We start from the raw sequence: 22934 nt of genomic DNA, 5'->3' as shown, positions 1-22934 counted from the left end.
CTCACTTCCTCGTGCGCCGGACCGGAGCGCGCCCCGAGGCGGATGCCTCGGCGCGGGTACTACGGCGCCGGGGCTTCGCCGGCTCCTCGTCCTCGTCGCCGGACTCCTCCGGTTCCTTCGCCTTCTTGGCTCGGGATGTCTTGGGACGGCTCGCGGATTCGGCAGTGCGTCGCCTGGCGGCCGGCCGTCGGCGCGCGGGCTTGGGGGCTTCCTCTTCCTCCGCCTCTTCCGGAGCGCCCTCTTCCTCTTCCGGCGTTTCCTCCTCTTCGGACTCCTCCTCCGGGTACTCCTCCTCGGCGGACTCCTCGGCCGGTTCCTCCTCGTATTCGCCTTCTGTGTACTCGTCTTCGGGCTCCTCGCCGGCGTACTCCTCTTCCTCCGGCTCCTCCTCGGAAGCCTTGGGGCGCCCGGCGGCCCGCTGCTGGAGTCGCTCGTTGAGTGAGTCGATCCGATTGCTCGCGGCGGTGACCGCGGCCGCGCGGGCGGCGCTCATCAGCTCACCCCGCACCGAATCGGTGATCTTGACCAATTCCGGTGAGGACCCGACCATCGAGGCCCCACGCTTGAGGATGTCCTGCGGGTTGCTGGGCAGGCGTCCCGTCAGGCCTGCCCCCGCGAGCATCAACGCCAGCCGCATCTTGTGCGTGCGACCGAGGAAGTATCCGATACTCACCCCGGCGGCGACTCGTGCCCCACCTTTCATGACCATTCTCCTTCGCCTGCACGTGGCCGCGGTTGCGGGCAGGTTTCCGGTCGCGCACGGTGTCTCGTCCGATGCGGTGGGCCCGCGGTGCGGTTCGAATGTGATGTAGCCCACACTACGCATTTCAAACATCGATTCGCTGACGATCGACCGGAATACCCATCCGTCATGGCAGGGGTGTGATAACGAACCGATCGGTATGCCCATGGGGCGTTTCCGGGCGGTGCGCCGCGGGTATCGCAACACTCGATGGGGCGCGGCTCCGTCCTCGCCGGAATCCACAAGGAGGGCACCATGGCTCACCTCGCCAACAGGATGATGCACAAGGCCGAGGAAATGGTCGGCAAGACCCGCTACAACCTGGGCAAGCGGACCGGGAACAGGAACCTGCAGAGCGTGGGTCGGCGCGGTCAGGTCTCCGGGCGAATCAAGGGGTTCGGTGACAATCTCACGCATGCGGTAAGAAATGCCCAAGGGCGGTTCAAGAACAGGTCACATCGTTCCGATCTCCGCTGAGCCGTCACTCGCAGGCGGCGATGCCGCAGGCGCGCAGGGCGAACGCCGCCTCGGGCCCGACGATCTCGCCGACCAGGGTCAGGAACCGGTCGACGAACGCGGGCCCGTGCGGCGGTTCGGTCGGGTCGTCCGGATCGGACGGATCCAGATGGTGTGCCAGCTCGTGCAATACCACCAGCTCCCGGAACGCCCACGCGGTGTTGGCATGGTGCTCCGGGAGTGCGATTGTGGCGCAATCGCTTTCGTAGTGGGCGGCAGAATTTCCGGCGCGTGCCCGGACGCGTGCTCGCACCGACGCCCGCGGCCAGCGGGCCCGCACCCAGTTCAGCGCCAGCACCGCGTCCACGTACGCCTGGATGGACTCGAGGGAGGCGAAGCGCCGCTCCACCGGCAGGGTGACCTGCGATCCGGCCAGCTCCACCACCCGCAGGCCGCGCTCGTCGGCCCGGTCGAACATCGTGCGTACCAACGATTCCGCCTCGTAGACGGCAGTCCTCTGGGTGTCGCGCAACCGGGTCACCGCGGCAACCTCCGGGCCGCGGCCGGCAGTTCCGGGCCGGAACCGAGGCGCGCCTGCCGCCCCGCCCGGTCCCCGGCACGACGGGCGTCGGACGAGTGCCCTACCCCCACCGCGGGTCCGCGCCAGCTACCGCGCGCCTCGGACGTGCTGCGGTAGAAGTCCCGCAGCTCGATCTGCTTGTCGCGCAGCGCCAGGGCCGCCCCGGGGGTGTCGACGCTCGCCTCCCGCTCGATGTCCTGTTTGGCGTCCGACAGTCGCTGCCCGATGCGCGTCGCGAAAGCCGACTGGAAGTTCAGCCGCGCGGTGACGGCCGCGACGGGCCGGCGCACCCGCGTCCGCACCCGCCGCCCCCCGCGCATCTCGACCACCGTGCGCACGGTCGTCTCGTCCTTGTAGGTACCCGAACGCAGGTAGGCGTCGGAGGCGCGGACCATCTGCACGAGCAGCGACGAGTACAGGGCCTCGCACACGTCGATGTCGGAGGCGAAGCCGTAGGCGTAGATCACCGTCGACGTGGTGGTGATATCGCACTGCACGTCGTTGGCGGCGGCGATCGCCAGGAACAGCTGCGCGTACGTGCGCAACCCCTTCCTCCCGCTCTCCCCGATCGTGATCAAGCGCTGCACCGGCGTCGCCCGGCGCTCCCGGCTCGCCGTGTGGGCACGCGCGACCGCCAGATCCACCGATGCCGCCGTGGCCAGCCGCTGCGCGGCGGCGAGGAACGCGTCGGCCTCGTGGGGGTTGTCGGTGGATTCCGCCTGCCGGAGCAGGCCACCGATGCGGGTCAGCATCTTCTCCGAACTCACTCCGGCAGGTTACGCCTGCCGTGGTGCCTTTTCGGGCCTGCGGCGATCCGGAAGGACACCGGGGCGCCGGGGTCGCCTATTCTCCTGCCATGGCCCCAGTGACCTTCGACCATGCGACCTGTCTGTTCCCCGGGTCGACCACGCCTGCCGTCGACGCGCTGAACCTCGAGATCGAGGACGGGGAGTTCCTCGTCCTGGTCGGCCCGTCCGGCTGCGGCAAGTCCACCTCCCTGCGCATGCTCGCGGGACTCGAACAGGTGCACAGTGGGCGCATCCTCATCGGGGGCCGCGACGTCACGGCGCAGGAGCCCAAGGACCGGGACATCGCGATGGTGTTCCAGAACTATGCCCTCTACCCGCACATGTCCGTCGCCGAGAACATGGGCTTCGCGCTCAAGCTCGCCAAGACACCGAAGGCGGAGATCCGGGCGCGGGTCGAGGAGGTGGCGAAGATGCTCGACCTCGAGCAGTACCTCGACCGCAAACCCAAGGCACTGTCCGGCGGTCAGCGCCAGCGCGTCGCCATGGGCCGCGCCATCGTCCGCCAGCCGCAGGTGTTCCTGATGGACGAGCCGCTGTCCAACCTCGACGCGAAGCTGCGCGTGCAGACCCGCACCCAGATCGCGCAGCTGCAGCGCCGCCTCGGCACCACCACCGTCTACGTCACGCACGACCAGGTGGAGGCGATGACGATGGGCGATCGCGTCGCCGTGCTCGACAAGGGGATCCTGCAGCAGTGCGCCTCACCGCGCGTGCTCTACAACAAGCCCGCGAACGTGTTCGTCGCCGGATTCATGGGTTCGCCGGCGATGAACCTGTTCACGCTGCCGGTCTTCGACCGCGGGGTGATGCTCGGCGACACCGCCGTGCAGGTGCCGCGCGACGTCGTCGGCCGGGTCACCGAGTCCGAGGTGGTGGTCGGTATCCGTCCCGAGCACTTCGAGATCGCACCCGACGGCCTCGAGATGGACGTCGACGTCGTCGAGGAACTCGGCTCCGACGCCTACGTCTACGGCCGCGCCCAGGTCGCCGGCCGCCCGCAGCAGATCGTCGCGCGCGGGGACTGGCGGAATCCGCCGCAGAAGGGCGAGCGGGTGCACCTGCGGTTCGACCCGGACCAGGTGCACGTCTTCACCACGTCCGACGGTCGTCGCCTGGGCTGACCGGGTGCCGGGCGCCGACACGGAACCGATCAAGGTCGGGTGGAATGTCTGCGGTTCGGTGCCCTCCATGCCAGAGTAAGGGCCGATGTCGGTGGCCCGGTGCCGCCGACGACGGTTTTCTCACGATCTCAACGGGGAGTCATTCATGATTCTGAACTCGAAGGCGATGCGCCGCGCAGCGGTCGCGGCGTCGGCCGCGTCGATGCTGGTGCTCACAGCCTGTTCCTCCGACGGTGGCTCGGATTCGGGCAGCGAAGGAGGCACCGCCGCCGGCGGTGAGGGCCGCGGGCCGATCACGATCGTCGAGGGTCAGGATCCGCTGAACACGGCACTCGAGAGCATCATCGCCGACTGGAACGCGGAGCACCCGGACGAGCAGGTCACCTTCAAGCCGTTGGGCAAGGAAGCGGACCAGCAGCGCGACGACATCACCCAGCGCATGCAGGCCCAGAGCGACGAGTACGACCTCATCGCCGTCGACGTCACCAACACCGCCGAGTTCGCGGCCAACGGCTGGCTGCGGCCGCTCGAGGGCGACTACGCGATCGAGACCGACGGCCTGCTGCCCGCCACGGTCGACTCGGCCACCTACAACGGCACCCTGTACGCGGCGCCGAAGAACACCAACGGCGCGTTCCTGTACTACCGCACGGACCTGGTCGACCGCGCACCCGAGACGTGGGCGGAGCTGAAGGAGCAGTGCCCGAAGGCGCAGGAGGCGGGCATCGACTGCTACGTCGGGCAGTTCAAGAATTACGAGGGCTTGACGGTCAACGTCTCCGAGATCGTCAACGCCTACGGCGGGTCCTTCGTCGCCGAGGACGGCACCACCCCGGCCATCGACGACAAGACCGCCGAGGGCCTGCAGTTCATCGTCGACTCGTTCGAGGACGGCACCATCCCCGAAGCCGCACAGACCTACACCGAGGGCGAGTCGCAGAACGCCTTCGGCGAGGGCCGCGCCCTGTTCATGCGGACCTGGCCGGGCTTCTTCACCGACGGTGAGTCCTCGTCGGTCGCCGGCCGCTACGGCATCGCCGTGCTGCCGGGTGTGGACGGCCCCGGCGCCTCCACGCTGGGCGGCTACAACGTCGGCATCAGCGCGTTCTCCGACGCGCCGGCGACCGCCCGCGACTTCCTCGAGTTCATGCAGACGCGTAAGTCGCAGACCTACTACGCCGAGGCCGGCGGCGCGCCGGTCCTCGAGGAGGTCTACGACGACCCGCAGATCCTCGAGCAGTACCCGTACTTCGCGACCCTGAAGGAATCCCTGGCCAACGCGCAGCCGCGTCCGGTCACCCCGTACTACTCGCAGGTCTCCAAGGCCATCCGTGACAACGCCTATGCGGCGATCCGCGGCGAGAAGACGGTCGATCAGGCGCTCGCGGACACCCGCGCCGGCATCGAGACCGCCGGCAACTGATGCAGGAGTAGTACATGGCGAAGCCGCAGGTCGAGCCCGCGGATCAGTCGCCCCCCACCACGGTCGGGACCGCAGTGCTCGGTCCCGACCGTGGCCGTGGGGGCGGCCGGCACCGAGCCCCCGAACCCCCCGAGCCGCCGGTCGCGGCCGTGAAGCCGCGCCGGCGGATCCCGGTATGGGCGTTCGTCGCGCCGACGCTGGTCGTGCTGGCCGTCGTCATCCTGTATCCGCTCGGCCGGGCGGTGTGGATGTCGCTGCACGGCGACGCGAAGAAGCTCGACCCCGAGACGGGCCGGTTCGTCACCGGCGGCTTCGTCGGAGTCGAGAACTACGTCCGGTGGATCACGCAGACCTGCGGCACCGCGACGGGCTCGATCCCGTGCCCACCGGGCACCCTCGGCTCGCAGTTCTGGGGTTCGGTCGGCAACACCTTCTTCTTCACCGTGGTGACGGTGGCGCTCGAGACGGTCATCGGGTTCGCGATGGCGCTGGTGATGGCGAAGTCGTTCCGCGGGCGCGGCCTGCTGCGCGCGTCCGTGCTCGTGCCGTGGGCGATCCCGACGGCGGTCACCGCCAAGCTGTGGTTCTTCATCTTCGCCAACGACGGCATCGCCAACCAGATCCTCGGCACCGAGATCCTGTGGACCGCCGACCCGTGGCCCGCGCGTTTCGCGATCATCGTCGCCGACGTGTGGAAGACCGCGCCGTTCATGGCGCTGCTCATCCTGGCCGGGCTGCAGATGATCCCGTCGGACGTGTACGAGGCCGCGAAGGTCGACGGTGCCACCGCCTGGCAGCGGTTCACCCAGATCACGCTGCCGCTGGTCAAGCCCGCGCTCATGGTCGCGATCCTGTTCCGCACGATGGACGCGCTGCGCATGTACGACCTGCCCGCCATCATGATGGGCTCCAACCCGGCCACCTCGACCATCTCGGTGCTGGTGGTCGACCAGATGCGGCAGGGCGCGAACTCCGCGTCGGCCCTGTCGACGATCACGTTCCTCATCATCTTCGCGGTCGCGTTCGTCCTGGTCCGGTTCCTCGGCGCCGACGCGGTGCGCACGCAGGAAGAACAGCGGAAGGGGACCCCGGCATGAGCCGACCGGGCACCGGCAAGGCACTGCGCGGCAGTATCGGCACCTATGTCGGCGTCGCGCTCATCGTCGTGTGGGGCCTGGCCCCGTGCTACTGGATGATCGTCACGGCGCTGCGCGACCCGGCCGACACGTTCAGCACCACGCTGTGGCCGTCGAATCCGACGCTGCAGAACTTCGCGGATGCCCTGGATCCGTCGGCGAAGGTCAACTTCTCCCGGGCGCTGGTCAACAGTGTGATCATCGCCGGGGCCACCACCGCGATCGCGCTGCTGGTCGGTGTGTTCACCGCCTACGCCCTGTCGCGGTACGACTTCCGCGGCAAGTACTTCGTCACCGGCATCATCCTCGGTGCGTCGATGTTCCCCGTCGTCGCGCTGGTGACGCCGCTGTTCCAGCTGTTCACCGACCTGGACTGGATCGGCACGTACCAGGCCCTGATCATCCCGAACATCTCGTTCGTGCTGCCGCTGACGATTTACACCCTGACCTCGTTCTTCTCCGAGTTGCCGTGGGAGCTCGAGGAGGCCGCCCGCATGGACGGCGCCAGCCGGGGCCAGGCATTCCGGATGATCATGCTGCCGCTCGCGGCGCCCGCGTTGTTCACCACCGCGATCCTCGCGTTCATCGCGACCGTCAACGAGTTCCTGCTCATGTCGCAGCTGTCGACCGAGAAGACCGCCCCGGTGACGGTGGCGATGGCCCGCTTCACCGGAACCGACCCGTACGTCACCCCGTATGCGTCGATCATGGCGGGCGGCACCCTGGTGATGGTGCCGCTGGTGGTGATGGTGCTGATCTTCCAGCGTCGCATCATCGCGGGCCTGACCGCCGGCGGCGTCAAGTCGTGAGCCGACGGCCGTCGCGCCGGCAGCGGCTCGAGCTGCTGCTCGGGTTCCTGACGATGGTCACGCTGCTGACGCTGGTCGGCGCGGTCGCCGGGTTGCTGTCCGCCACGCCCGGGGTGGTCCCGTCGCTGCTGCTGCTCGCGTGCGTGGTGGCGTGGGGGCTGACGTTCCGGGCCTGGCGGCGCGCAGGTTCCTGAGGCCGGCGTATCGCCGCAGGCCGGGGGCGGTTTCTCCGCCCCGGCCCGCGGGCCGGGACGGGTCTGCGCGGCCTGCGGTACCCGTCACATCGGGACAGAACTCCGTACCATGCGATCGAGAGGGTGCGATTATTTCGTCGGACCCGGATCCATCCGAGAAAGTGGTACGTGTGAGTTCTACGACCCCGCCGAACCCCCAGCACAGAAAACCCACCGCCGCTGCGAAAGCGCGGCGGTGGCGCATCGTCGGCAACCTCGCGCTCGCCGTGGTGGCCGTTCTGGTGCTCGTGCCGGCGTTGATGTTCGCGGTGGCGTACCTGTCCACGGACGTGCCCCGCCCGTCGGACATGAAGACCAACCAGGTCGCGACCGTCTACGCCGCGGACGGTACCACCGAGCTGAGCCGGATCGTGCCACCCGAGGGCAACCGTGTCGAGGTCGACCTGGCGGAGATCCCGGAGCACGTGCGCAACGCCGTGCTCTCGGCCGAGGACCGCAACTTCTACAGCAACCCGGGCTTCTCGGTGAGCGGATTCGCCCGCGCGGCCCGCGACAACGTGCTCGGCAAGGAGACCGCCGGCGGCGGCTCCACCATCACCCAGCAGTACGTGAAGAACGTGCTCGTCGGCGCCGACCGGACCGTCACCCGCAAGATGCGGGAACTGGTGATCTCGACGAAGATGGCCAGGCAGTGGTCCAAGGACGAGATCCTGCAGGCATACCTGAACACCATCTACTTCGGCCGCGGCGCCTACGGCATCGCCGCCGCCGCGCAGGCGTACTTCGGCAAGCCGGTCGGTGAGCTGTCGGTCGCCGAGGGCGCCGTGCTCGCCGGGGTGATCCAGACGCCGTCGGCGCTCGACCCCGAGTTCAACCGGCCGGCGATCGAGGCGCGCTGGAACTACGTCCTCGACGGCATGGTCGAGATGGGCGAGCTCGACACCGCCGAACGCGACGCCCAGGAGTTCCCGCCGACGGTGCCGGCCGCGCAGGCGACGCAGGCGGACGCGGCCACCGGCCCGGAGGGGCTGCTGCGTACCCAGGTGATCCGTGAGCTCGAGGCGGCGGGGATCAGCGGCCAGGTGCTCAGCACCGAGGGCCTGCAGATCACGACGACGATCGACCCGCGGGCGCAGCAGGCGGCGATCGATTCGGCGCGCGAGACCCTCGAGGGGGAACCGGCGAACCTGCGCACGGCCGTCGTGTCGATCGACCCGCGCTCCGGCGCGGTGCGGGCGTACTACGGCGGCGAGGAGGGCGCCGGGTTCGACTTCGCGCAGGCCCCGGTGCAGACCGGCTCCGCGTTCAAGGTGTTCGGCCTCGTCGCGGCGCTGAAGGACGGCATCGGCCTGAACGCCCGGTTCAGCAGCGCCCCGCTGACCGTCGGCAATCTCGAGATCGGCAACGTCGAGGGCGAATCGTGCGGGGTGTGCACCATCGCCGAGGCGCTCAAGCGGTCGCTGAACACCAGCTTCTACCGGCTGATGATGGCCATGGAGAACGGGCCGCAGAAGATCGCGGACGCCGCTCACGAGGCCGGCATCCCGCTCGAGATCCCCGGCGTCGACGGCCGCACGCTCAGCCACAACGGCGGCGCGCCGGAGGGCGGCATCGTGCTGGGCCAGTACCAGTCGCGGGTGATCGACATGGCGTCGGCATATGCCACGCTCGCCGCGTCGGGGACCTACCACCAGCCCTACTTCGTGCAGCGCGTCGTCAACGCCGAGGGCGAGGTGCTGCTGGACCGGCCCGCGTCGCCGGGCGAGCAGCGCCTCGATCCGGCCGTCGCGGACAACGTCACGCAGGCCATGCAGCCGATCGCCGCGTACTCGCGCGGACACGCGCTCGCCGGGGGGCGGCCGTCGGCGGCCAAGACCGGCACCACCCAGCTCGGCGACACCGGCCTGAACAAGGATGCGTGGATGGTCGGGTACACCCCGTCGCTGTCCACGGCGGTGTGGGTCGGCACGCCGGACGGCACCGCCATCACGAACAGCTGGGGCGGGTCGATCTACGGTTCGATGCTGCCGTCGGACATCTGGAAGGGCACGATGGACGGCGCTCTCGAGGGCACCGAGGTCGAGAGCTTCCCGTGGCCCGATCCGATCGGGGGGCAGGCAGGTGTCCCCGTCGACACCGGGGTCACAGCCCCGTCGAACAACGTCCCGGCCCCGGTGCAGCTGCCCCAGCTGCAGCTGCCGGAGCTGCCGCCGATCACGATCCCGGCGCCTCCGGTGGAACTGCCACCGGAGATCCAGGTGCCGCAGCAGATCGAGGTGCTGCCGGGCGTGACGATCCAGATCCCGGGGTAGGACACCACGCCGCGAGCGCGGCTGTCACACAGTCGACGACGTCGTCGACCGACACCGACGGCTCGTCGAGCCGATCCATCGCCATGGACTCGACCAGCGACCACCACCCCCGCAGTTGCATGGTGACGAGCGGTGTGGGCGCGACGCCGATCGCGGCGACGGTGCGTTCGACCATCGTGTTCCGCATGTTCTCGTGGATGGTCCGGATCTGCGGATCGGTGCCGAACCCGCCGTGGAAGAACGCCTGGTAGTGCCGGCCGTGCCGGTCGATGAACGCCACGAACGGCTGCACCACCGCGCGCAGCGGGTCGGCGTCGTCGGGATCGGGGACCGCGGCCCGCAGCAGGCGACGAGCGGCCGCGGCCACGACCGCGACGTAGAAGTCCTGTTTGGTGGGGAAGTAGCGGAACAGCAGGCCGCGGGAGATGCCGGCGATCTCGGCGACCCGGTCGACGGACAGGGCGTGGATCGGGCGGGTGGCCAGTTCCTGCAGGCCGATGGCGACGAGCTGGCGTTTGCGCTCCTCCGGAGGAAGGCGCCGCCGCTTCTCGGTGCTCACGGGTGGTCCCTCCCTCTTGATGGTGTGCTGCGCGCCCGGCTAGTCTAACTAAGCATTGCTCAGTTAGAGCTACGGAGGCCTCATGGATTTCGGTCAGTCGGACCGCGCGCGCGACTACCTCGAGCGGCTGCGCCACTTCGTCGCCACCGAGGTGGTGCCCGTCGAGGAGACGCTGCGGCGGGAACGGATCGCCCCCTTCGCGGCGCGCGGCGACAGTTCGGGCGCCGCGACGTGGTCGGTGCCCGACGAGTTCCGCGAACTGCAGCGCAAGGCCCGCGCCCAGGGCCTGTGGAACCTCTTCCTCCCCGACGCCGAACTCGGAGCCGGGCTGACGAACGTCGAGTACGCGTCCCTCGCGGAGGAGATGGGTCGTTCCCCGTTCCGGTCCGCGATCTTCAACTGCGACGCCCCGGACACCGGCAACATGGAGGTGCTGTACCACTACGGCAGCGCCGAACAGAAGGAACGCTGGCTGCGCCCCCTGCTCGACGGCGAGATCCGCTCGGCGTTCTGCATGACCGAACCCGGGGTCGCGTCCTCGGACGCGACGAACATGGCCGCCACCGCCGTCGTCGAGGGCGACGAGGTGGTGCTCAACGGACGCAAGTGGTGGAGCACGGGCATCGGCAGTCCCGACTGCAAGATCCTGATCTTCATGGGGCTCACCGATCCCCAGGCGCCCAAGCATCAGCAGCACTCGATGGTGCTGGTGCCGATCGACACCCCCGGGGTGAAGGTCGAACGGATGCTGTCCACGATGGGCTTCTACGACGAGCCCGGCGGACACGGCGAGGTGTCGTTCACCGACGTGCGCCTGCCGCTCGACGCGATCATCGCCGGACCCGGCCGCGGATTCGAAATCGCCCAGGGCCGGCTCGGTCCCGGCCGCGTCCACCACTGCATGCGTCTGATCGGGCTCGCCGAACACGCCCTCGAACTCGCCTGCCGGCGCGGCCTCGACCGCGTCGCGTTCGGCAAGCCCCTGGTCAACCTCGGCGGCAACCGCGAACGCATCGCCGACGCCCGCATCGCGATCAACCAGCTGCGGCTGCTCGTGCTGCACACCGCCTGGCTGCTCGACACCCAGGGCCTGGCCGGCGCCCGCTCCGCCGTCTCCGAGATCAAGGTCGCCACCCCGCGCGTCGTCCAGCAGGTGGTCGACTTCGCCATCCAGATCCACGGCGGCGCCGGTCTTTCGGACGACTTCCCGCTCGCCGGTGCCTGGACGGCCGCGCGGGCGCTGCGCCTGGCCGACGGCCCCGACGAGGTGCACCAGGGACTGGTGGCCCGCTTCGAACTCGGCAAGTACACCAACCCGGAGGGTCGCAAGTGACAATTCCCGACAATGCCCGCGCCGTCCGTGACGAGGACGCCTTCGACGTCGCGGCCGTCGCGGCCTGGCTCGGCGAGCACGCCGGCATCGCCGGAATCCCGGAGGTGCACCAGTTCTCCGGTGGCGCATCGAATCTCACCTATCTACTGCGTTACCCCGACCGGGACCTCGTGCTGCGCCGACCGCCGGTGGGGGCCAAGCCGTCCTCCGGTCACGACATGGTCCGCGAGTACCGCATCCAGTCGCTGCTCGCGCCCGCATACCGGTACGTGCCGCGCATGGTGGGCCTGTGCACCGACCACAGCGTGCTCGGCAGCGACTTCTACGTGATGGAACGGGTGCCGGGGACGATCCTGCGGGCGAACCCCCCGGCCGAACTCGCCCTGACCCCCGAGCGCACCCGCACCCTGTGCCTGCGGATCGTCGACCTGCTCGTCGAGCTGCACGGCGTCGACCCCGCGTCCACGGGGCTGAGCGAATTCAGCCGCGGCTCCGGATACGTCGCGCGCCAGGTGTCGGGCTGGACTGCGCGCTACGAGAAGGCGCGCACCGAGAACGTTCCGGACTTCGCCCGGGTCACGAAGTGGCTGAACGACACCCAGCCCGCCGACGTGGCCTCGGCCGTCATCCACGGCGACTTCCGGCTCGACAACGTGGTGCTCGACGAGAACGACCCGCTGCAGCCCGTCGCGGTGCTGGACTGGGAACTGGCCACCGTCGGCGATCCGCTCATGGACCTCGGATCCTCCCTCGCCTACTGGGTGCAGGCCGACGACGATCCGATGCTGCTCGCCACCAAGCGGCAGCCGTCGGACCTGCCGGGCATGCTCACCCGCCGCGAGATCGTCGACTACTACTCGAGCAAGACCGGTCTGGCCGTGGACAACTGGGGCTTCTACGAGGTCTTCGGCCTGTTCCGGCTCGCGGTGATCGCGCAGCAGATCTACTACCGCTACCACCACGGGCAGACCACCAACCCGGCGTTCAAGGACTTCTGGGTGATCGTGGGCTATCTGGACTCGCGATGCAACACGCTGATCGACGACATCGAGGCGGGACGCGCATGAATACGCGGAGGAACATTCTCATCACCGGCGCGAGCTCCGGCCTCGGCGCCGGCATGGCCCGCGAGTTCGCCGCGCGGGGGCGCAACCTCGCCCTCGCGGCGCGACGGACCGAGCGGCTCGAGGAGCTGCGCGACGAACTGCTCGCGCAGCATCCGGGTATCACCGTCGCGGTGCGGCGGCTCGACGTGGACCGGCACGAGGACGTGTTCACCGTCTTCCGGGAGTTCGACGACGAACTCGGCGGCCTCGACCGCGTCGTCGTCAATGCGGGCCTGGGCAAGGGGCAGCCCTTGGGCACGGGCTACTTCCGTGCCAACGTGCAGACGGCGAACACCAATTTCCTCGGTGCGCTGGCACAGAGCGAGGCCGCCCTCGAGCTCATGCGCCCCCGCAATGCCGGTCACGTGGTGCTCATCTCGTCGGTGAGTGCGGTGCGCGGGATGCCGCGCAATCTCACGACGTACGCGGCGTCGAAGGCCGCCGTCGCGGCGCTCGGCGAGGGAATGCGTGCGGACCTGGCGCGCACGGGCATCCGGGTGAGCACGATCTTCCCCGGGTTCATCCGCTCGGAGATCAACGAGAAGGTGAAGAACGTGCCGTTCATCGTCGACACCGAGACCGGGTGCCGCGCACTGGCCGCCGCGATCGAGAAGGAACCGCACAAGGCGTACGTCCCGGCCTGGCCGTGGACACCGCTCGCCTATGCGATGAAGGTACTGCCGCTGTCCGTCGTCAGCCGGATGGTCTGACGACGCAACGTGTGTGGACGCGTGTGTGTGGCCGAATGTCACATTCGGTCGATCGAGTCGACGCGATGTGACATTCGGCCACCACCCGCGAGGGGTGTTGTGACGCTACGGATCAGGCGTCGGCGCCGATGATGAAGGCCTCGAGCTCGGTGCGGGCCTTGTCGTCGGCCATCTGGACCGGCGGGGACTTCATCAGGTAGGCGGACGCCGGCAGGACAGGACCGCCGATGCCGCGGTCCTTGGCGATCTTCGCGGCGCGGATCGCGTCGATGATGATGCCGGCCGAGTTGGGCGAGTCCCACACCTCGAGCTTGTACTCGAGGTTCAGCGGCACGTCGCCGAAGGCGCGGCCCTCGAGGCGGACGTACGCCCACTTGCGGTCGTCGAGCCAGCCGACGTGGTCGGACGGGCCGATGTGGACGTCGTTGGTGCCCATCTCCTTCTTGAGGTTGGAGGTGACGGCCTGGGTCTTGGAAATCTTCTTCGACTCGAGACGCTCACGCTCGAGCATGTTCTTGAAGTCCATGTTGCCGCCGACGTTGAGCTGCATGGTGCGGTCGAGCTGCACACCGCGGTCCTCGAACAGCTTCGCCATGACGCGGTGGGTGATGGTGGCGCCGACCTGCGACTTGATGTCGTCGCCGACGATCGGGACACCGGCGTCGGTGAACTTGGCGGCCCATTCCGGGTCGGAGGCGATGAACACGGGCAGCGCGTTGACGAACGCGACACCGGCATCGATGCAGCACTGGGCGTAGAACTTGTCGGCCTCTTCGGACCCGACGGGGAGGTAGGACACGAGCACGTCGACCTTCGCGTCCTTCAGCGCCTGGACGACGTCCACGGGCTCGGCCTCGGAGAGCTCGATGGTCTCGGCGTAGTACTTGCCGATGCCGTCGAGGGTGTGGCCACGCTGGACGGTGACGCCGCTCGGCGGAACGTCGGCGATCTTGATGGTGTTGTTCTCGCTGGCGAAGATCGCCTCGGAGAGATCGAAGCCGACCTTCTTCGCATCCACGTCGAATGCCGCGACGAACTGGACGTCGCGCACGTGGTACGGGCCGAACTCGACGTGCATCAGGCCGGGAACGGTCGTGTTCGCTTCCGCGTCCTTGTAGTACTCGACGCCCTGGACCAGGGACGAGGCACAGTTCCCCACGCCTACAATGGCCACGCGCACCGAGGTGCTGTTCTCACCCATGGTCGGGTTCTCCTTCTGTGTTGCGTTGTGCTGTCGACTGCTCGGCGGCGATCAGTTCGTTGAGCCAGCGGACCTCGCGCTCACTGGACTCGAGGCCGAGCTGATGAAGCTGACGGGTGTAGCGATCCAACGTCCCGCTGGCCCGTCCGATTGCGTCGCGGAGCCCTTCCCTGCGCTCCTCGACCTGGCGGCGCCTGCCCTCGAGGATCCGCATCCGCGCCTCGGCGGGGGTGCGGCTGAAGAAGGCGAGGTGCACGCCGAAACCGTCGTCGGTGTAGTTCTGCGGACCGGTGTCGGCCACCAGCTCGGAGAAGCGCTTGCGCCCCTCCGGAGTGAGCTGGTACACGCGACGCGCTCGTCGCTTGACGGTGCCGGGTGGTCCTGCGTCCTCCTCGATGAGTCCGTCGGCCTGCATCCGTCGCAGCGTCGGATAGAGGGAACCGTAGGAGAAGGCGCGGAACGCGCCGAGCAGCCCGGTCAGTCGTTTGCGGAGCTCGTAGCCGTGCATGGGCGACTCGAGGAGCAGCCCGAGAATTGCCAGCTCGAGCAAGAGGCCTCCTCCACCGTGTCGTCGAACTATCCGAGTGATGCGATCACCGATTATATCGCACCGATATATAGGACGATAACCGACAGCAGTGCATGTAACAACGGGTAGCGGTAATTTTCCTCAGGGCTCGTAGGGAAACACCGCGATCGGCGTACCGTCGAACGCCAGCACCAGGTGCCCGCCCTGATCGGTGCCCGGACGCCGCGCGTGGACCGCGACCGTCGCCCGGCCCGCGTCGTCGACGTCGAAACCGACCTGCTCGACCCGGCCGTCGGGCACCCGCAGGGTCGCTGGAGCGCCGAGGATCACCTGCGACACCGCGACCAGGTCGAGGCCTGCCAGATCGAAGGCCACCGCATCCGACGGCCGGGTGTGCGGACTGCTCCACGAGGCGAACTCGCCGTCGAAGGTGTACGAGAGATACCGGTGCGGTTCGTCGGCGACCGCCCGGTCGAACGACGCGTGCTCCGGGAACAGCGTCACGTCGTCGACGAGCGTGTCACCGAACTCGGCCCGGTAGTCCTCCACGAACCGGGCCAGTCCCTGCGGCGACGTCAACTCCGGTGGCGGCGGCGGTCCGTCCGCCGCGTTCGCGGCCAGTCCCGCCAGCGCCCCCGTCACCGCCCCTGCCGCGACCGCGGTCGCCGCGACCACCACTCGACGAGTCCTCACCGGGTTCCCCGGTTCTCGAACCGGTGCAGTTCGATCAGCTCGCCCTGCGGCGTCACCTCGAGAAAGCCGGTCTCGCGAGCCGTATTGCTCACGAATATGCGCACCGACGGCTGGTCGTACGACACGTCGACGGAGATGTGGCCGACCGTGCCGTCCGGTACGCCGACACTCTGCGGCGCCCCCGCGACGTACCCCGCGAGGGCGTCGACGTCCAACGTCGCCAGGTCGACCACCGCGGTGTCCACGGCGCGGGTGCGGGGCACGTCGTCCGCGTCGAAACCGCCGCGGTAGGTGTACGACACCATGCGGTCCGGGCTGCCGGGCACGGAACGGGTGACGCGCGCATGTTGCTCGAAGAAGTCCACCTCGTCGACCAGCGTGTCCCCGAACGCCGCCAGGTGGTCGGCTCGGAACTGCTCGAGGCCGGCCCGCGTCACCGGGCTCGGCGTCGGCACCACGACGGGCCGCAGCGCTGCCGGATCGAGCGCCGGCCCCAGCGGCGCGGACGGTGCATCGACGCGTACCCAGGAGAACGTCGCCACCCCTGCCGCCACGGCCGACGCCACCACGACCGCGGTGAACACCCCGGGACCGCGCGCGCGGACCCGTGCCGTCGCGGCGACGTCCGAACTCGCCTGCAGGTCGGCGACCAGCTCGTCCAGTTCGCCGAGCGTGCCGGCGACGTCGGCACGCGCATCCCGGGCCTCGTGTTCGGGACCGGTGAGCTGCCCGCCCGCGTACGCCGCGTCGAGACGCGCCCGGACCGCCGCCCGATCGACGTCGCGTGCCCTGGTGGAAGGCGAACGGCGGCCGATCATGCGGGAGATCGTAACGATGCAGTTCAGAACACGCGCTGCACGGTGCCGTCGAACAGAACCTTCACGTATCGGGTGCGGTCGCCGGACTCGACGTAGATGTTCGCCGTCGGCGTGCCGTCGTGGGCGAACGAGACGTGCGAGACCGCGCCGTCGGGCAGTCCGACCAGCGCGGGGGCTTCGGCGATCCGGGTGGTCAGGGCCCCGGGGTCGACCCCGCCGAGGTCGACATCGCGGTAGCCGGGGAGGCGCTGCGTCGTCACCGGTTGGGCCCGTAGCGCCCCGCCCGCGTAGCTGTACGTGGCGATCCGGCCGGGGTCGTCCGGCAGCGCCCGTTCGATGTGAGCCCGATCCGGACGGAGGACCAGCCGATACACGACCGTGTCACCGAAGCGGTCCCGCACCGACGCGAGAACCCCCTCGAATCCGCCGGGTTCGAGCGGCCGCACCGGAGTCACCACGATCGGGTCGACGCCGTCGCCGGGAACTGCCACCGGTGCGGCGGGCTGCTCCCGCACGGCCGCGGGCTCCGGCGCCGGACCCGCCGACAGCAGCAGCACCGCGCCGGCCACCGCGGCCGCCACCGCGACGGCCACCGCCACGATCCGGCGCAGCCCGGGCCGCCGGGCCGAAGACGGGACCGCCGGATTCTCGGGTGGCTGCAGGTCCCGGACCAGGTCCGCGAGCTCGCCCAGCGTCTTCGCGGACATGGCCCGGGCCGTCCGGTCCCGGTGTTCCCCGAAGTCGAGCTGACCGTCGGCGTAGGCGGTGTCGAGGCGGCCGCAGGCCTGCGCCCGGTCGATGTCGCGTGCCCGCGTTCGCGGCGTGTGTCGGCTCACCATCCGGGCAGCGTAGAACGTCCGATATGGGCGCGTCGCACAGTCACGCGGCCCACACCCTGCCCACCCGCGTGCCGTCCGCACGTACTCTGGACCCGTGCGGATACAGCGGCAGGTGGTGGACTACGCGCTGCAGCGCAGGTCGCTGCTCGCTCAGGTCTACTCGGGACGGACCGGCGTCTCGGAGGTGTGCGACGCCAGCCCCTACCTGCTCCGTGCCGCCAAGTTCCACGGCCGCGGCAGTGACGTGGTCTGCCCGATCTGCCGCAAGGAGCAGCTGACACTCGTGTCGTGGGTGTTCGGCGACAAGCTCGGTCCGGTGTCCGGGTCGGCCCGCACCGCGGAGGAACTGGTCCGCCTGGCCGCCAGCCAGGAGGAGTTCTCCGTCCACGTGGTCGAGGTGTGCCGCACGTGCAGCTGGAACCACCTCGTCCAGTCCTATGTCCTGGGGGCGGAACCCGCGCCGAAGCGGCCCCGCCGCAGGTCGACCGGCCAGAGCCGCCGCACCGCGAGCGAGTGAGCCGTGCGCGACCCCTGCTGAACCGCCGCGCCCGGTGAGGTCCCCGGGCGACACTGCACTGCCCGAAAACACTGCACTGCCCGAAAACACTGCACTGCCCGAAAACACTGCACTGCCCGAAACACTGCACTGCCCGAAACATTGCACTGCCCGAACGCGCGCTGCCCGACGAGACCGAAGTCTGCAGACGTGAAACGAGGACGCGTGCCGCGCGTCCGCGCTACCGGTTGGAGATGAGTACGTGAGTTCCCCCCACAACGACCCGCAGGGCGACCGGCCGATGCCGCCGCACGGGAACGGACCGGCAGGTCCCCCGCCGCCGCGGCGACCGGGACCTGTGGGGGGTCCCCCACCGCAGCGCGGTCCCGGCGGGCCGCCGCCCGCCGAACGGCGGATGCCCCCGCCGCAGGGACGTCCGTACCCGCCGCCGCCGCGCCCCCAGCCGGGCGGCCCGCGGCCCCAGCCGTATCCGCCGCAGCAACGTCCCCCGCAGCAGTACGGGGCCGCAGGGATGCCGTCGCCGGACGCTCACGGGCCGCGACCGCAGCAACCACCGGCCGACCGGACCCGGCAACTCCCGCCGCAGAACCGGCCGCCGGTGCAGAACCGCAACCCTCAGCAGCCGCCCGACCGGCCCGCAGGCGCGCCCCCCGGCGGGCGCCCACCGACCCCGCCCCCGACCGCGCGCGGCGGGGGTGACGAGCCCCCGCGTGGTCCGGGCGACCCCAAGTCGACGCGCTGGCGCACCGTGCGGCGTGTCGGCTACGTGGCCGTGGCCCTGGCCCTGGTGCTGCCGATCCTCGCGTTCATGCTGGCCTACGTCGTCCAGGAGGTTCCGCGTCCCGGTGACCTGAAGACCAACCAGGTCGCCACCGTCTACGCCGCCGACGGCTCGACCGTCATCACCAAGGTGGTGCCGCCCGAGGGCAACCGCACCGAGGTGGGCCTCGACGAGATCCCCGAGCACGTCCGCAACGCCGTACTCGCCGCCGAGGATCGTGACTTCTACAGCAATCCCGGATTCTCGGTCAGCGGCTTCGCCCGCGCGGCCCGCGACAACATCCTCGGCCGGGAGAGCGCCGGCGGTGGTTCGACCATCACCCAGCAGTACGTGAAGACGGCGCTGGTCGGCTCCGAGCGCACCCTGACCCGCAAGATGAAGGAACTCGTCCTCGCGTCCAAGATGGCCAACCAGTGGTCCAAGGACGACATCCTCGCCGCCTACCTGAACACCATCTACTTCGGACGTGGCGCGTACGGCATCGCCGCTGCCTCCACGGCGTACTTCGGTAAGCCCGTCGGCGAGCTCACCGTCGAGGAGGGTGCCGTGCTCGCCTCCTCGATCCAGCTGCCGTCGCTGCTGGATCCGGAGACCAACCCCGAGGGCGCCCAGGCGCGCTGGAACTACGTCCTCGACGGGATGGTGACCGCCGGCACCCTGAACGAGGCCGACCGGGCCTCGATGCAGTATCCGCGGTACGTGCCGCTGGCCGAGGTCGACAACGGCGGACAGTCCAACGGGCCGGAGGGCCTGCTACGCACCCAGGTGCTGCGGGAGCTGTCCGAGGAGGGCATCGACGAGAACCTGCTGAACACCGAGGGACTCCAGATCACCACCACGATCGACCCGCAGGCACAGGAGGCCGCACTCGACGCGGTCCGCACGAACATGGACGGCGAGCCGGAGGAGCTGCGCACCGCCGTCGTATCCGTCGACCCGCGCAGCGGCGCCGTCCGCGCTTACTACGGCGGCGACAACGGCGGTGGCTTCGACTTCGCCCAGTCCGGTCTGCAGACCGGATCGTCGTTCAAGGTGTTCGGCCTGGCCGCCAACCTCGACCAGGGCAACCCGCTGTCCGCGATGTACGACAGCGGCCCGCTCACCGTCAACGGCATCTCGATCGGCAACGTCGAGGGCGAGAACTGCGGCACCTGCACCATCGCCGAGGCGCTGAAGCGGTCGCTCAACACCAGCTTCTACCGGATGATGCTCGAGATGGACAACGGCCCGCAGGCCATCGCCGACATGGCACACCAGCTCGGCATCCCCGAGGAGATCCCCGGCGTCGGCGAGACCCTCACCGAGCCGGGCGGCGTCGGCCCCAACTACGGCATCGTGCTCGGCCAGTACCAGTCCCGCGTGATCGACATGGCGTCGGCGTACGCGACGCTCGCCGCGTCCGGCACCTACCACGAGCCCTACTTCGTGCAGAAGGTCGTCACCGCCGACGGCACCGTGCTGCTCGACCGCGGCACCCCCGCCGGGGAACAGCGGGTCGACGAGGCCGTGGCAGACAACACCACCGCCGCGATGATGCCCATCGCCGCGTACTCCAACGGGCATGCCCTTGCCGGCGGCCGCCCGTCCGCCGCCAAGACCGGCACCGCGCAGCTCGGCGACACCGGCTCGAACAAGGACGCCTGGATGGTGGGCTACACGCCGTCGCTGTCGACGGCCGTGTGGGTCGGCACCGAACAGGGCCTGCCCCTGGAGAACAGCTGGGGCGGCATGATCTACGGGTCCGGCCTGCCGTCGGACATCTGGAAGGACACGATGGACGGTGCCCTCCAAGGCACCGACGTCGAGAAGTTCCCGACTCCCGAACCGATCGCCGGACAGGCCGGCGTCCCGGCGTACTCGGCGCCGGCGCCGCCGAGGACCACGACGCAGACCCCGACGACGACCGAGCGGACGACGCCGGAGCTGCCCACGCCGCCGGAGATCACGACCCGCAACGTCGAGATCCTCCCGGGCGTGACCATCCCCATGCCGGGCGTGGCGCCGCAGACCACCACCCAGCAGGTGCCCACACCGACCCCCACCACGGAAGAGGACACGCCGGGCTTCGGGACGCAGGACGAGTCGACCGGTGCCGGCGGGGACGAGCAGTCCGGCAACAGCCGCTTCCAGGAGGACCCCGTCGGCGCCACACCCGGCGGGTAGCCTCGCGGGGTGACCGAGAAGAGAGAGCTCGCGTCGCCGGGTCCGCTCGTTGCCGACCGCCGCTCCGCGGACTGGCGCGACGCACCCGGATGGACCGATCCGACGGTGTCGCGTCTGTCCACCGGCATCGGCGGCCCCGTCGGACGGTACGCCCTGCTCGGACGCACCCGGTTCTTCACGCCGCTGCGCGCGCTGCTGCTCCTGGCGGTCGTGTTCCTCGCTCTCGGCTGGTTCACCAAGGCCGCCTGCATCCAGCAGGGGCCGGTGGGCGAGAACGGTGCCCTCGGGCTGGACTGGGGCGACAACCGGCAGTACGTCGCCATGTGCTACTCCGACGTCGTGCCGCTCTACGGCGCCGAACGCCTCAGTGCCGGTGCCTTCCCGTACAAGACGTCGTGGGAGGAGCCCGGACCGGACGGGCAGTCCCAGGTCCGGTACATGGAGTATCCGGTCCTCGCCGGCCTCTACCAGTACGTCTCGATGCGCGCAGCGAAGGCCTGGGACGCCGCGTCGTGGCTTCCGGGCGGCCTGCAGGTGGCGATCTACTTCGACATCGTCGCGGTGGGTCTCGCCGCGGCCTGGCTCGTCACCGTGTGGGCCACCGCGCTCTCCGCCGGCCGCCGCATCTGGGACGCGGCGCTCGTCGCCGCCTCGCCGCTTGTCGCCGTGCACGCCTTCACCAACTTCGACGCCCTCGCCACCGCCTTCGCGGCCGGTGGGCTGCTGGCCTGGGCGCGGCGGCGGCCGGTGCTCGCCGGGGTGCTGTTCGGGCTCGGTGCCGCCACCAAGCTGTACCCGCTGCTGCTGTTCGGTCCGCTGCTGCTGCTGTGCCTGCGCACCGGGAAGCTGCGGGCACTGGGCCAGGCGGCCGGTGCCGCGGCGGCCGCCTGGCTCGCCGTGAACCTGCCGATCATGGTCCTCTACCCGCGCGGCTGGGCCGAGTTCTTCCGGCTCAACACCGAACGCGGGGCGGACCCCGATTCGATCTACAACGTCGCGCGGTCGCTGACCGGGTGGTCCGGCTGGGACACCTCCACGCTGAACTCGGTGTCGCTGCTGCTGTTCGCCGCGGCCTGCGGCGGCATCGCGTGGCTCGCGTGGACGGCTCCGCGCCGCCCCCGCCTCGCCCAGTTGTGCTTCCTCGTGGTTGCCGCGTTCCTGCTCACCAACAAGGTGTGGAGCCCCCAGTATTCGCTGTGGCTGGTGCCGCTCGCCGTGCTGGCCCTGCCGCACCGGCGGATCCTGCTCGCGTGGATGACGATCGACGCCCTCGTCTGGGTGCCGCGCATGTACTTCTATCTCGGCGCCGAGAACAAGGGCCTGCCCGAGCAGTGGTTCACGACGACCGTGCTGCTGCGCGACCTCGCGGTCGTGGCGCTGTGCGCGCTCGTCGTCCGGCAGATTCTCCGTCCGGCCGAGGATCTCGTGCGCTACGGCTTCGTCGACGACCCCGTCGGTGGTGTGCTCGACCACGCCCCCGACGCTCCCCCGCGGTGGATTCCGGAGGGAGTGCGGCCCGGCGCCCGGCGGACATCACCTCCCGAATCGGCCGAGCGGCGGACACCCGCCTCGAGCGCCGCACCGTAGCCCGGCCGGAGCCGCGCGCGACGGGTGCTGCCCGCGCGCGTAAAAACCTGCGCGGGAAGCATTTTCGCGCGCGAGTGCTCGTCCGCGACGAGCGTCGTCTACACGCGCAGCGCGTCGAAGGGCGCGACGGGGAGGTTGCGGACGACGAACCAGCCCAGCACCGCCCACAGCACGATCTGCGGCGCCCACCGCCACTGGTACCACTGGACGATCCGGTGTCCACGGACCCGGGCGGCCGTCCACACGACGAACGACCACCCCAGCAGCAGCACCGCGGCCACGCCGAGGGCGTTGTAGCGCAGCGCGGCCGGAACATCGAGGTGCAGCAGCGAATACAGCATCCGCGACGATCCGCACCCGGGGCACCAGATACCGAACAGGGCGCGGGTCGGGCACGGCGGAATCGGGCCACCCGGCGTCGTCGGATCCGCCCACGCGACGGCCGCGCACACGCACACCGACACGGCCGCCACCCCGACGGGAGCGGCGAGCCGGGCGGTGAGCGTCTGCACGGCC

At 69.9% G+C, this 22934-nt stretch carries 23 protein-coding genes; 13 read left to right on the top strand and 10 right to left on the bottom strand.

Annotated elements, in window-relative coordinates; translation table 11 throughout:
• Position 1: 1 nt before the first annotated feature.
• On the bottom strand, positions 2 to 703 hold the full coding sequence (locus F1734_RS01360; protein ID WP_203011263.1) for a hypothetical protein: 702 nt from the start codon (positions 701 to 703) through the stop codon (positions 2 to 4).
• Between the two features lie 294 nt (positions 704 to 997).
• On the opposite strand from F1734_RS01360, the gene F1734_RS01355 reads away from it, so the two are divergent.
• Positions 998 to 1219 carry a hypothetical protein gene (locus tag F1734_RS01355; protein ID WP_054371778.1) on the top strand — a complete coding sequence of 74 codons (222 nt, stop codon included), beginning with the start codon at positions 998 to 1000 and terminating at the stop codon, positions 1217 to 1219.
• A gap of 4 nt (positions 1220 to 1223) precedes the next feature.
• On the opposite strand, the gene F1734_RS01350 is transcribed toward F1734_RS01355, so the two are convergent.
• Positions 1224 to 1739 (bottom strand): TIGR04338 family metallohydrolase, encoded by a 516-nt coding sequence (locus F1734_RS01350; protein ID WP_203011262.1) that lies wholly within the window; start codon positions 1737 to 1739, stop codon positions 1224 to 1226.
• The gene (locus F1734_RS01345; RefSeq protein WP_203011261.1) at positions 1736 to 2545 is read right to left on the bottom strand and encodes a DUF2786 domain-containing protein; all 810 of its coding nucleotides are present in this window, start codon (positions 2543 to 2545) and stop codon (positions 1736 to 1738) included. The genes F1734_RS01350 and F1734_RS01345 overlap by 4 nt, the downstream gene beginning before the upstream one ends.
• Before the next feature lie 89 nt (positions 2546 to 2634).
• On the opposite strand from F1734_RS01345, the gene F1734_RS01340 reads away from it, so the two are divergent.
• From F1734_RS01340 to F1734_RS01315, 6 genes are all read left to right on the top strand, one after another.
• The gene (locus tag F1734_RS01340; protein WP_010596271.1) at positions 2635 to 3708 is read left to right on the top strand and encodes an ABC transporter ATP-binding protein; all 1074 of its coding nucleotides are present in this window, start codon (positions 2635 to 2637) and stop codon (positions 3706 to 3708) included.
• Between the two features lie 145 nt (positions 3709 to 3853).
• Positions 3854 to 5131 carry an ABC transporter substrate-binding protein gene (locus F1734_RS01335; protein ID WP_010596270.1) on the top strand — a complete coding sequence of 426 codons (1278 nt, stop codon included), beginning with the start codon at positions 3854 to 3856 and terminating at the stop codon, positions 5129 to 5131.
• A gap of 14 nt (positions 5132 to 5145) precedes the next feature.
• Positions 5146 to 6228, top strand: coding sequence for a carbohydrate ABC transporter permease (locus tag F1734_RS01330; RefSeq protein ID WP_017681639.1), 1083 nt, complete (start codon positions 5146 to 5148; stop codon positions 6226 to 6228).
• On the top strand, positions 6225 to 7076 hold the full coding sequence (locus F1734_RS01325; RefSeq protein WP_010596268.1) for a carbohydrate ABC transporter permease: 852 nt from the start codon (positions 6225 to 6227) through the stop codon (positions 7074 to 7076). The genes F1734_RS01330 and F1734_RS01325 overlap by 4 nt, the downstream gene beginning before the upstream one ends.
• On the top strand, positions 7073 to 7270 hold the full coding sequence (locus F1734_RS01320) for a hypothetical protein (RefSeq protein WP_010596267.1): 198 nt from the start codon (positions 7073 to 7075) through the stop codon (positions 7268 to 7270). Before F1734_RS01325 ends, F1734_RS01320 begins: the two co-directional genes overlap by 4 nt.
• 170 nt (positions 7271 to 7440) lie before the next feature.
• Positions 7441 to 9582, top strand: coding sequence for a transglycosylase domain-containing protein (locus F1734_RS01315; RefSeq protein ID WP_010596266.1), 2142 nt, complete (start codon positions 7441 to 7443; stop codon positions 9580 to 9582).
• On the opposite strand, the gene F1734_RS01310 is transcribed toward F1734_RS01315, so the two are convergent.
• On the bottom strand, positions 9485 to 10141 hold the full coding sequence (locus tag F1734_RS01310) for a TetR/AcrR family transcriptional regulator (RefSeq protein ID WP_102031764.1): 657 nt from the start codon (positions 10139 to 10141) through the stop codon (positions 9485 to 9487). The two genes, F1734_RS01315 and F1734_RS01310, sit on opposite strands and share 98 nt — an antisense overlap.
• An 82-nt stretch (positions 10142 to 10223) precedes the next feature.
• Here F1734_RS01310 and F1734_RS01305 point away from each other — a divergent pair, with 82 nt between their 5' ends.
• Genes F1734_RS01305 through F1734_RS01295 form a run of 3 tightly spaced genes read left to right on the top strand, consistent with a single transcriptional unit; the run spans position 10224 to position 13290 of the window.
• Positions 10224 to 11474: an acyl-CoA dehydrogenase family protein gene (locus F1734_RS01305; RefSeq protein ID WP_102031763.1), complete on the top strand. Its 1251-nt coding sequence runs from the start codon at positions 10224 to 10226 to the stop codon at positions 11472 to 11474.
• Positions 11471 to 12541, top strand: coding sequence for a phosphotransferase family protein (locus F1734_RS01300; RefSeq protein ID WP_010596263.1), 1071 nt, complete (start codon positions 11471 to 11473; stop codon positions 12539 to 12541). The genes F1734_RS01305 and F1734_RS01300 overlap by 4 nt, the downstream gene beginning before the upstream one ends.
• Positions 12538 to 13290: an SDR family oxidoreductase gene (locus F1734_RS01295; RefSeq protein WP_017681644.1), complete on the top strand. Its 753-nt coding sequence runs from the start codon at positions 12538 to 12540 to the stop codon at positions 13288 to 13290. Before F1734_RS01300 ends, F1734_RS01295 begins: the two co-directional genes overlap by 4 nt.
• Positions 13291 to 13402: 112 nt before the next feature.
• Here F1734_RS01295 and F1734_RS01290 read toward each other — a convergent pair whose 3' ends face one another.
• The 5 genes from F1734_RS01290 to F1734_RS01270 all read right to left on the bottom strand — a co-directional run bounded on the left by F1734_RS01290 (position 13403) and on the right by F1734_RS01270 (position 17370).
• Complete coding sequence (locus F1734_RS01290; protein WP_010596261.1) at positions 13403 to 14491, bottom strand: inositol-3-phosphate synthase; 1089 nt, start codon at positions 14489 to 14491, stop codon at positions 13403 to 13405.
• Positions 14484 to 15041, bottom strand: coding sequence for a PadR family transcriptional regulator (locus F1734_RS01285; protein WP_010596260.1), 558 nt, complete (start codon positions 15039 to 15041; stop codon positions 14484 to 14486). The genes F1734_RS01290 and F1734_RS01285 overlap by 8 nt, the downstream gene beginning before the upstream one ends.
• A gap of 120 nt (positions 15042 to 15161) precedes the next feature.
• Positions 15162 to 15713 (bottom strand): hypothetical protein, encoded by a 552-nt coding sequence (locus tag F1734_RS01280; RefSeq protein WP_235435224.1) that lies wholly within the window; start codon positions 15711 to 15713, stop codon positions 15162 to 15164.
• Positions 15710 to 16531, bottom strand: coding sequence for a DUF1707 SHOCT-like domain-containing protein (locus F1734_RS01275; protein WP_059174484.1), 822 nt, complete (start codon positions 16529 to 16531; stop codon positions 15710 to 15712). The genes F1734_RS01280 and F1734_RS01275 overlap by 4 nt, the downstream gene beginning before the upstream one ends.
• A gap of 23 nt (positions 16532 to 16554) precedes the next feature.
• A complete protein-coding gene (locus F1734_RS01270) occupies positions 16555 to 17370 on the bottom strand; it encodes a DUF1707 SHOCT-like domain-containing protein (RefSeq protein ID WP_010596257.1) in 816 nt (271 codons plus the stop codon).
• A 94-nt stretch (positions 17371 to 17464) separates the two neighbouring features.
• On the opposite strand from F1734_RS01270, the gene F1734_RS01265 reads away from it, so the two are divergent.
• From F1734_RS01265 to F1734_RS01255, 3 genes are all read left to right on the top strand, one after another.
• Positions 17465 to 17887: a DUF5318 domain-containing protein gene (locus F1734_RS01265; RefSeq protein WP_048771266.1), complete on the top strand. Its 423-nt coding sequence runs from the start codon at positions 17465 to 17467 to the stop codon at positions 17885 to 17887.
• Between the two features lie 511 nt (positions 17888 to 18398).
• The gene (locus F1734_RS01260; RefSeq protein ID WP_230831593.1) at positions 18399 to 20831 is read left to right on the top strand and encodes a transglycosylase domain-containing protein; all 2433 of its coding nucleotides are present in this window, start codon (positions 18399 to 18401) and stop codon (positions 20829 to 20831) included.
• 9 nt (positions 20832 to 20840) lie between these two features.
• Positions 20841 to 22418 (top strand): glycosyltransferase family 87 protein, encoded by a 1578-nt coding sequence (locus F1734_RS01255; protein ID WP_048771270.1) that lies wholly within the window; start codon positions 20841 to 20843, stop codon positions 22416 to 22418.
• Between the two features lie 98 nt (positions 22419 to 22516).
• On the opposite strand, the gene F1734_RS01250 is transcribed toward F1734_RS01255, so the two are convergent.
• Positions 22517 to 22930 (bottom strand): DUF2752 domain-containing protein, encoded by a 414-nt coding sequence (locus F1734_RS01250; protein ID WP_010596253.1) that lies wholly within the window; start codon positions 22928 to 22930, stop codon positions 22517 to 22519.
• Positions 22931 to 22934 lie beyond the last annotated feature (4 nt).

The organism is Rhodococcus ruber (genome assembly GCF_016804345.1).
GTDB classification, from domain to species: Bacteria; Actinomycetota; Actinomycetes; order Mycobacteriales; family Mycobacteriaceae; genus Rhodococcus; species Rhodococcus ruber.
This window is presented reverse-complemented; position numbering and strand designations above follow the sequence as displayed.

What these genes read in the sequence shown, in the direction of transcription:
- F1734_RS01360 (WP_203011263.1), bottom strand. Translation starts at nt 703, where the DNA reads ATGAAAGGTGGGGCACGAGTCGCCGCCGGGGTGAGTATCGGATACTTC.
- F1734_RS01355 (WP_054371778.1), top strand. Translation starts at nt 998, where the DNA reads ATGGCTCACCTCGCCAACAGGATGATGCACAAGGCCGAGGAAATGGTC.
- F1734_RS01340 (WP_010596271.1), top strand. Translation starts at nt 2,635, where the DNA reads ATGGCCCCAGTGACCTTCGACCATGCGACCTGTCTGTTCCCCGGGTCG.
- F1734_RS01335 (WP_010596270.1), top strand. Translation starts at nt 3,854, where the DNA reads ATGATTCTGAACTCGAAGGCGATGCGCCGCGCAGCGGTCGCGGCGTCG.
- F1734_RS01330 (WP_017681639.1), top strand. Translation starts at nt 5,146, where the DNA reads ATGGCGAAGCCGCAGGTCGAGCCCGCGGATCAGTCGCCCCCCACCACG.
- F1734_RS01325 (WP_010596268.1), top strand. Translation starts at nt 6,225, where the DNA reads ATGAGCCGACCGGGCACCGGCAAGGCACTGCGCGGCAGTATCGGCACC.
- F1734_RS01305 (WP_102031763.1), top strand. Translation starts at nt 10,224, where the DNA reads ATGGATTTCGGTCAGTCGGACCGCGCGCGCGACTACCTCGAGCGGCTG.
- F1734_RS01295 (WP_017681644.1), top strand. Translation starts at nt 12,538, where the DNA reads ATGAATACGCGGAGGAACATTCTCATCACCGGCGCGAGCTCCGGCCTC.
- F1734_RS01290 (WP_010596261.1), bottom strand. Translation starts at nt 14,491, where the DNA reads ATGGGTGAGAACAGCACCTCGGTGCGCGTGGCCATTGTAGGCGTGGGG.
- F1734_RS01275 (WP_059174484.1), bottom strand. Translation starts at nt 16,531, where the DNA reads ATGATCGGCCGCCGTTCGCCTTCCACCAGGGCACGCGACGTCGATCGG.
- F1734_RS01270 (WP_010596257.1), bottom strand. Translation starts at nt 17,370, where the DNA reads ATGGTGAGCCGACACACGCCGCGAACGCGGGCACGCGACATCGACCGG.
- F1734_RS01260 (WP_230831593.1), top strand. Translation starts at nt 18,399, where the DNA reads ATGCCGTCGCCGGACGCTCACGGGCCGCGACCGCAGCAACCACCGGCC.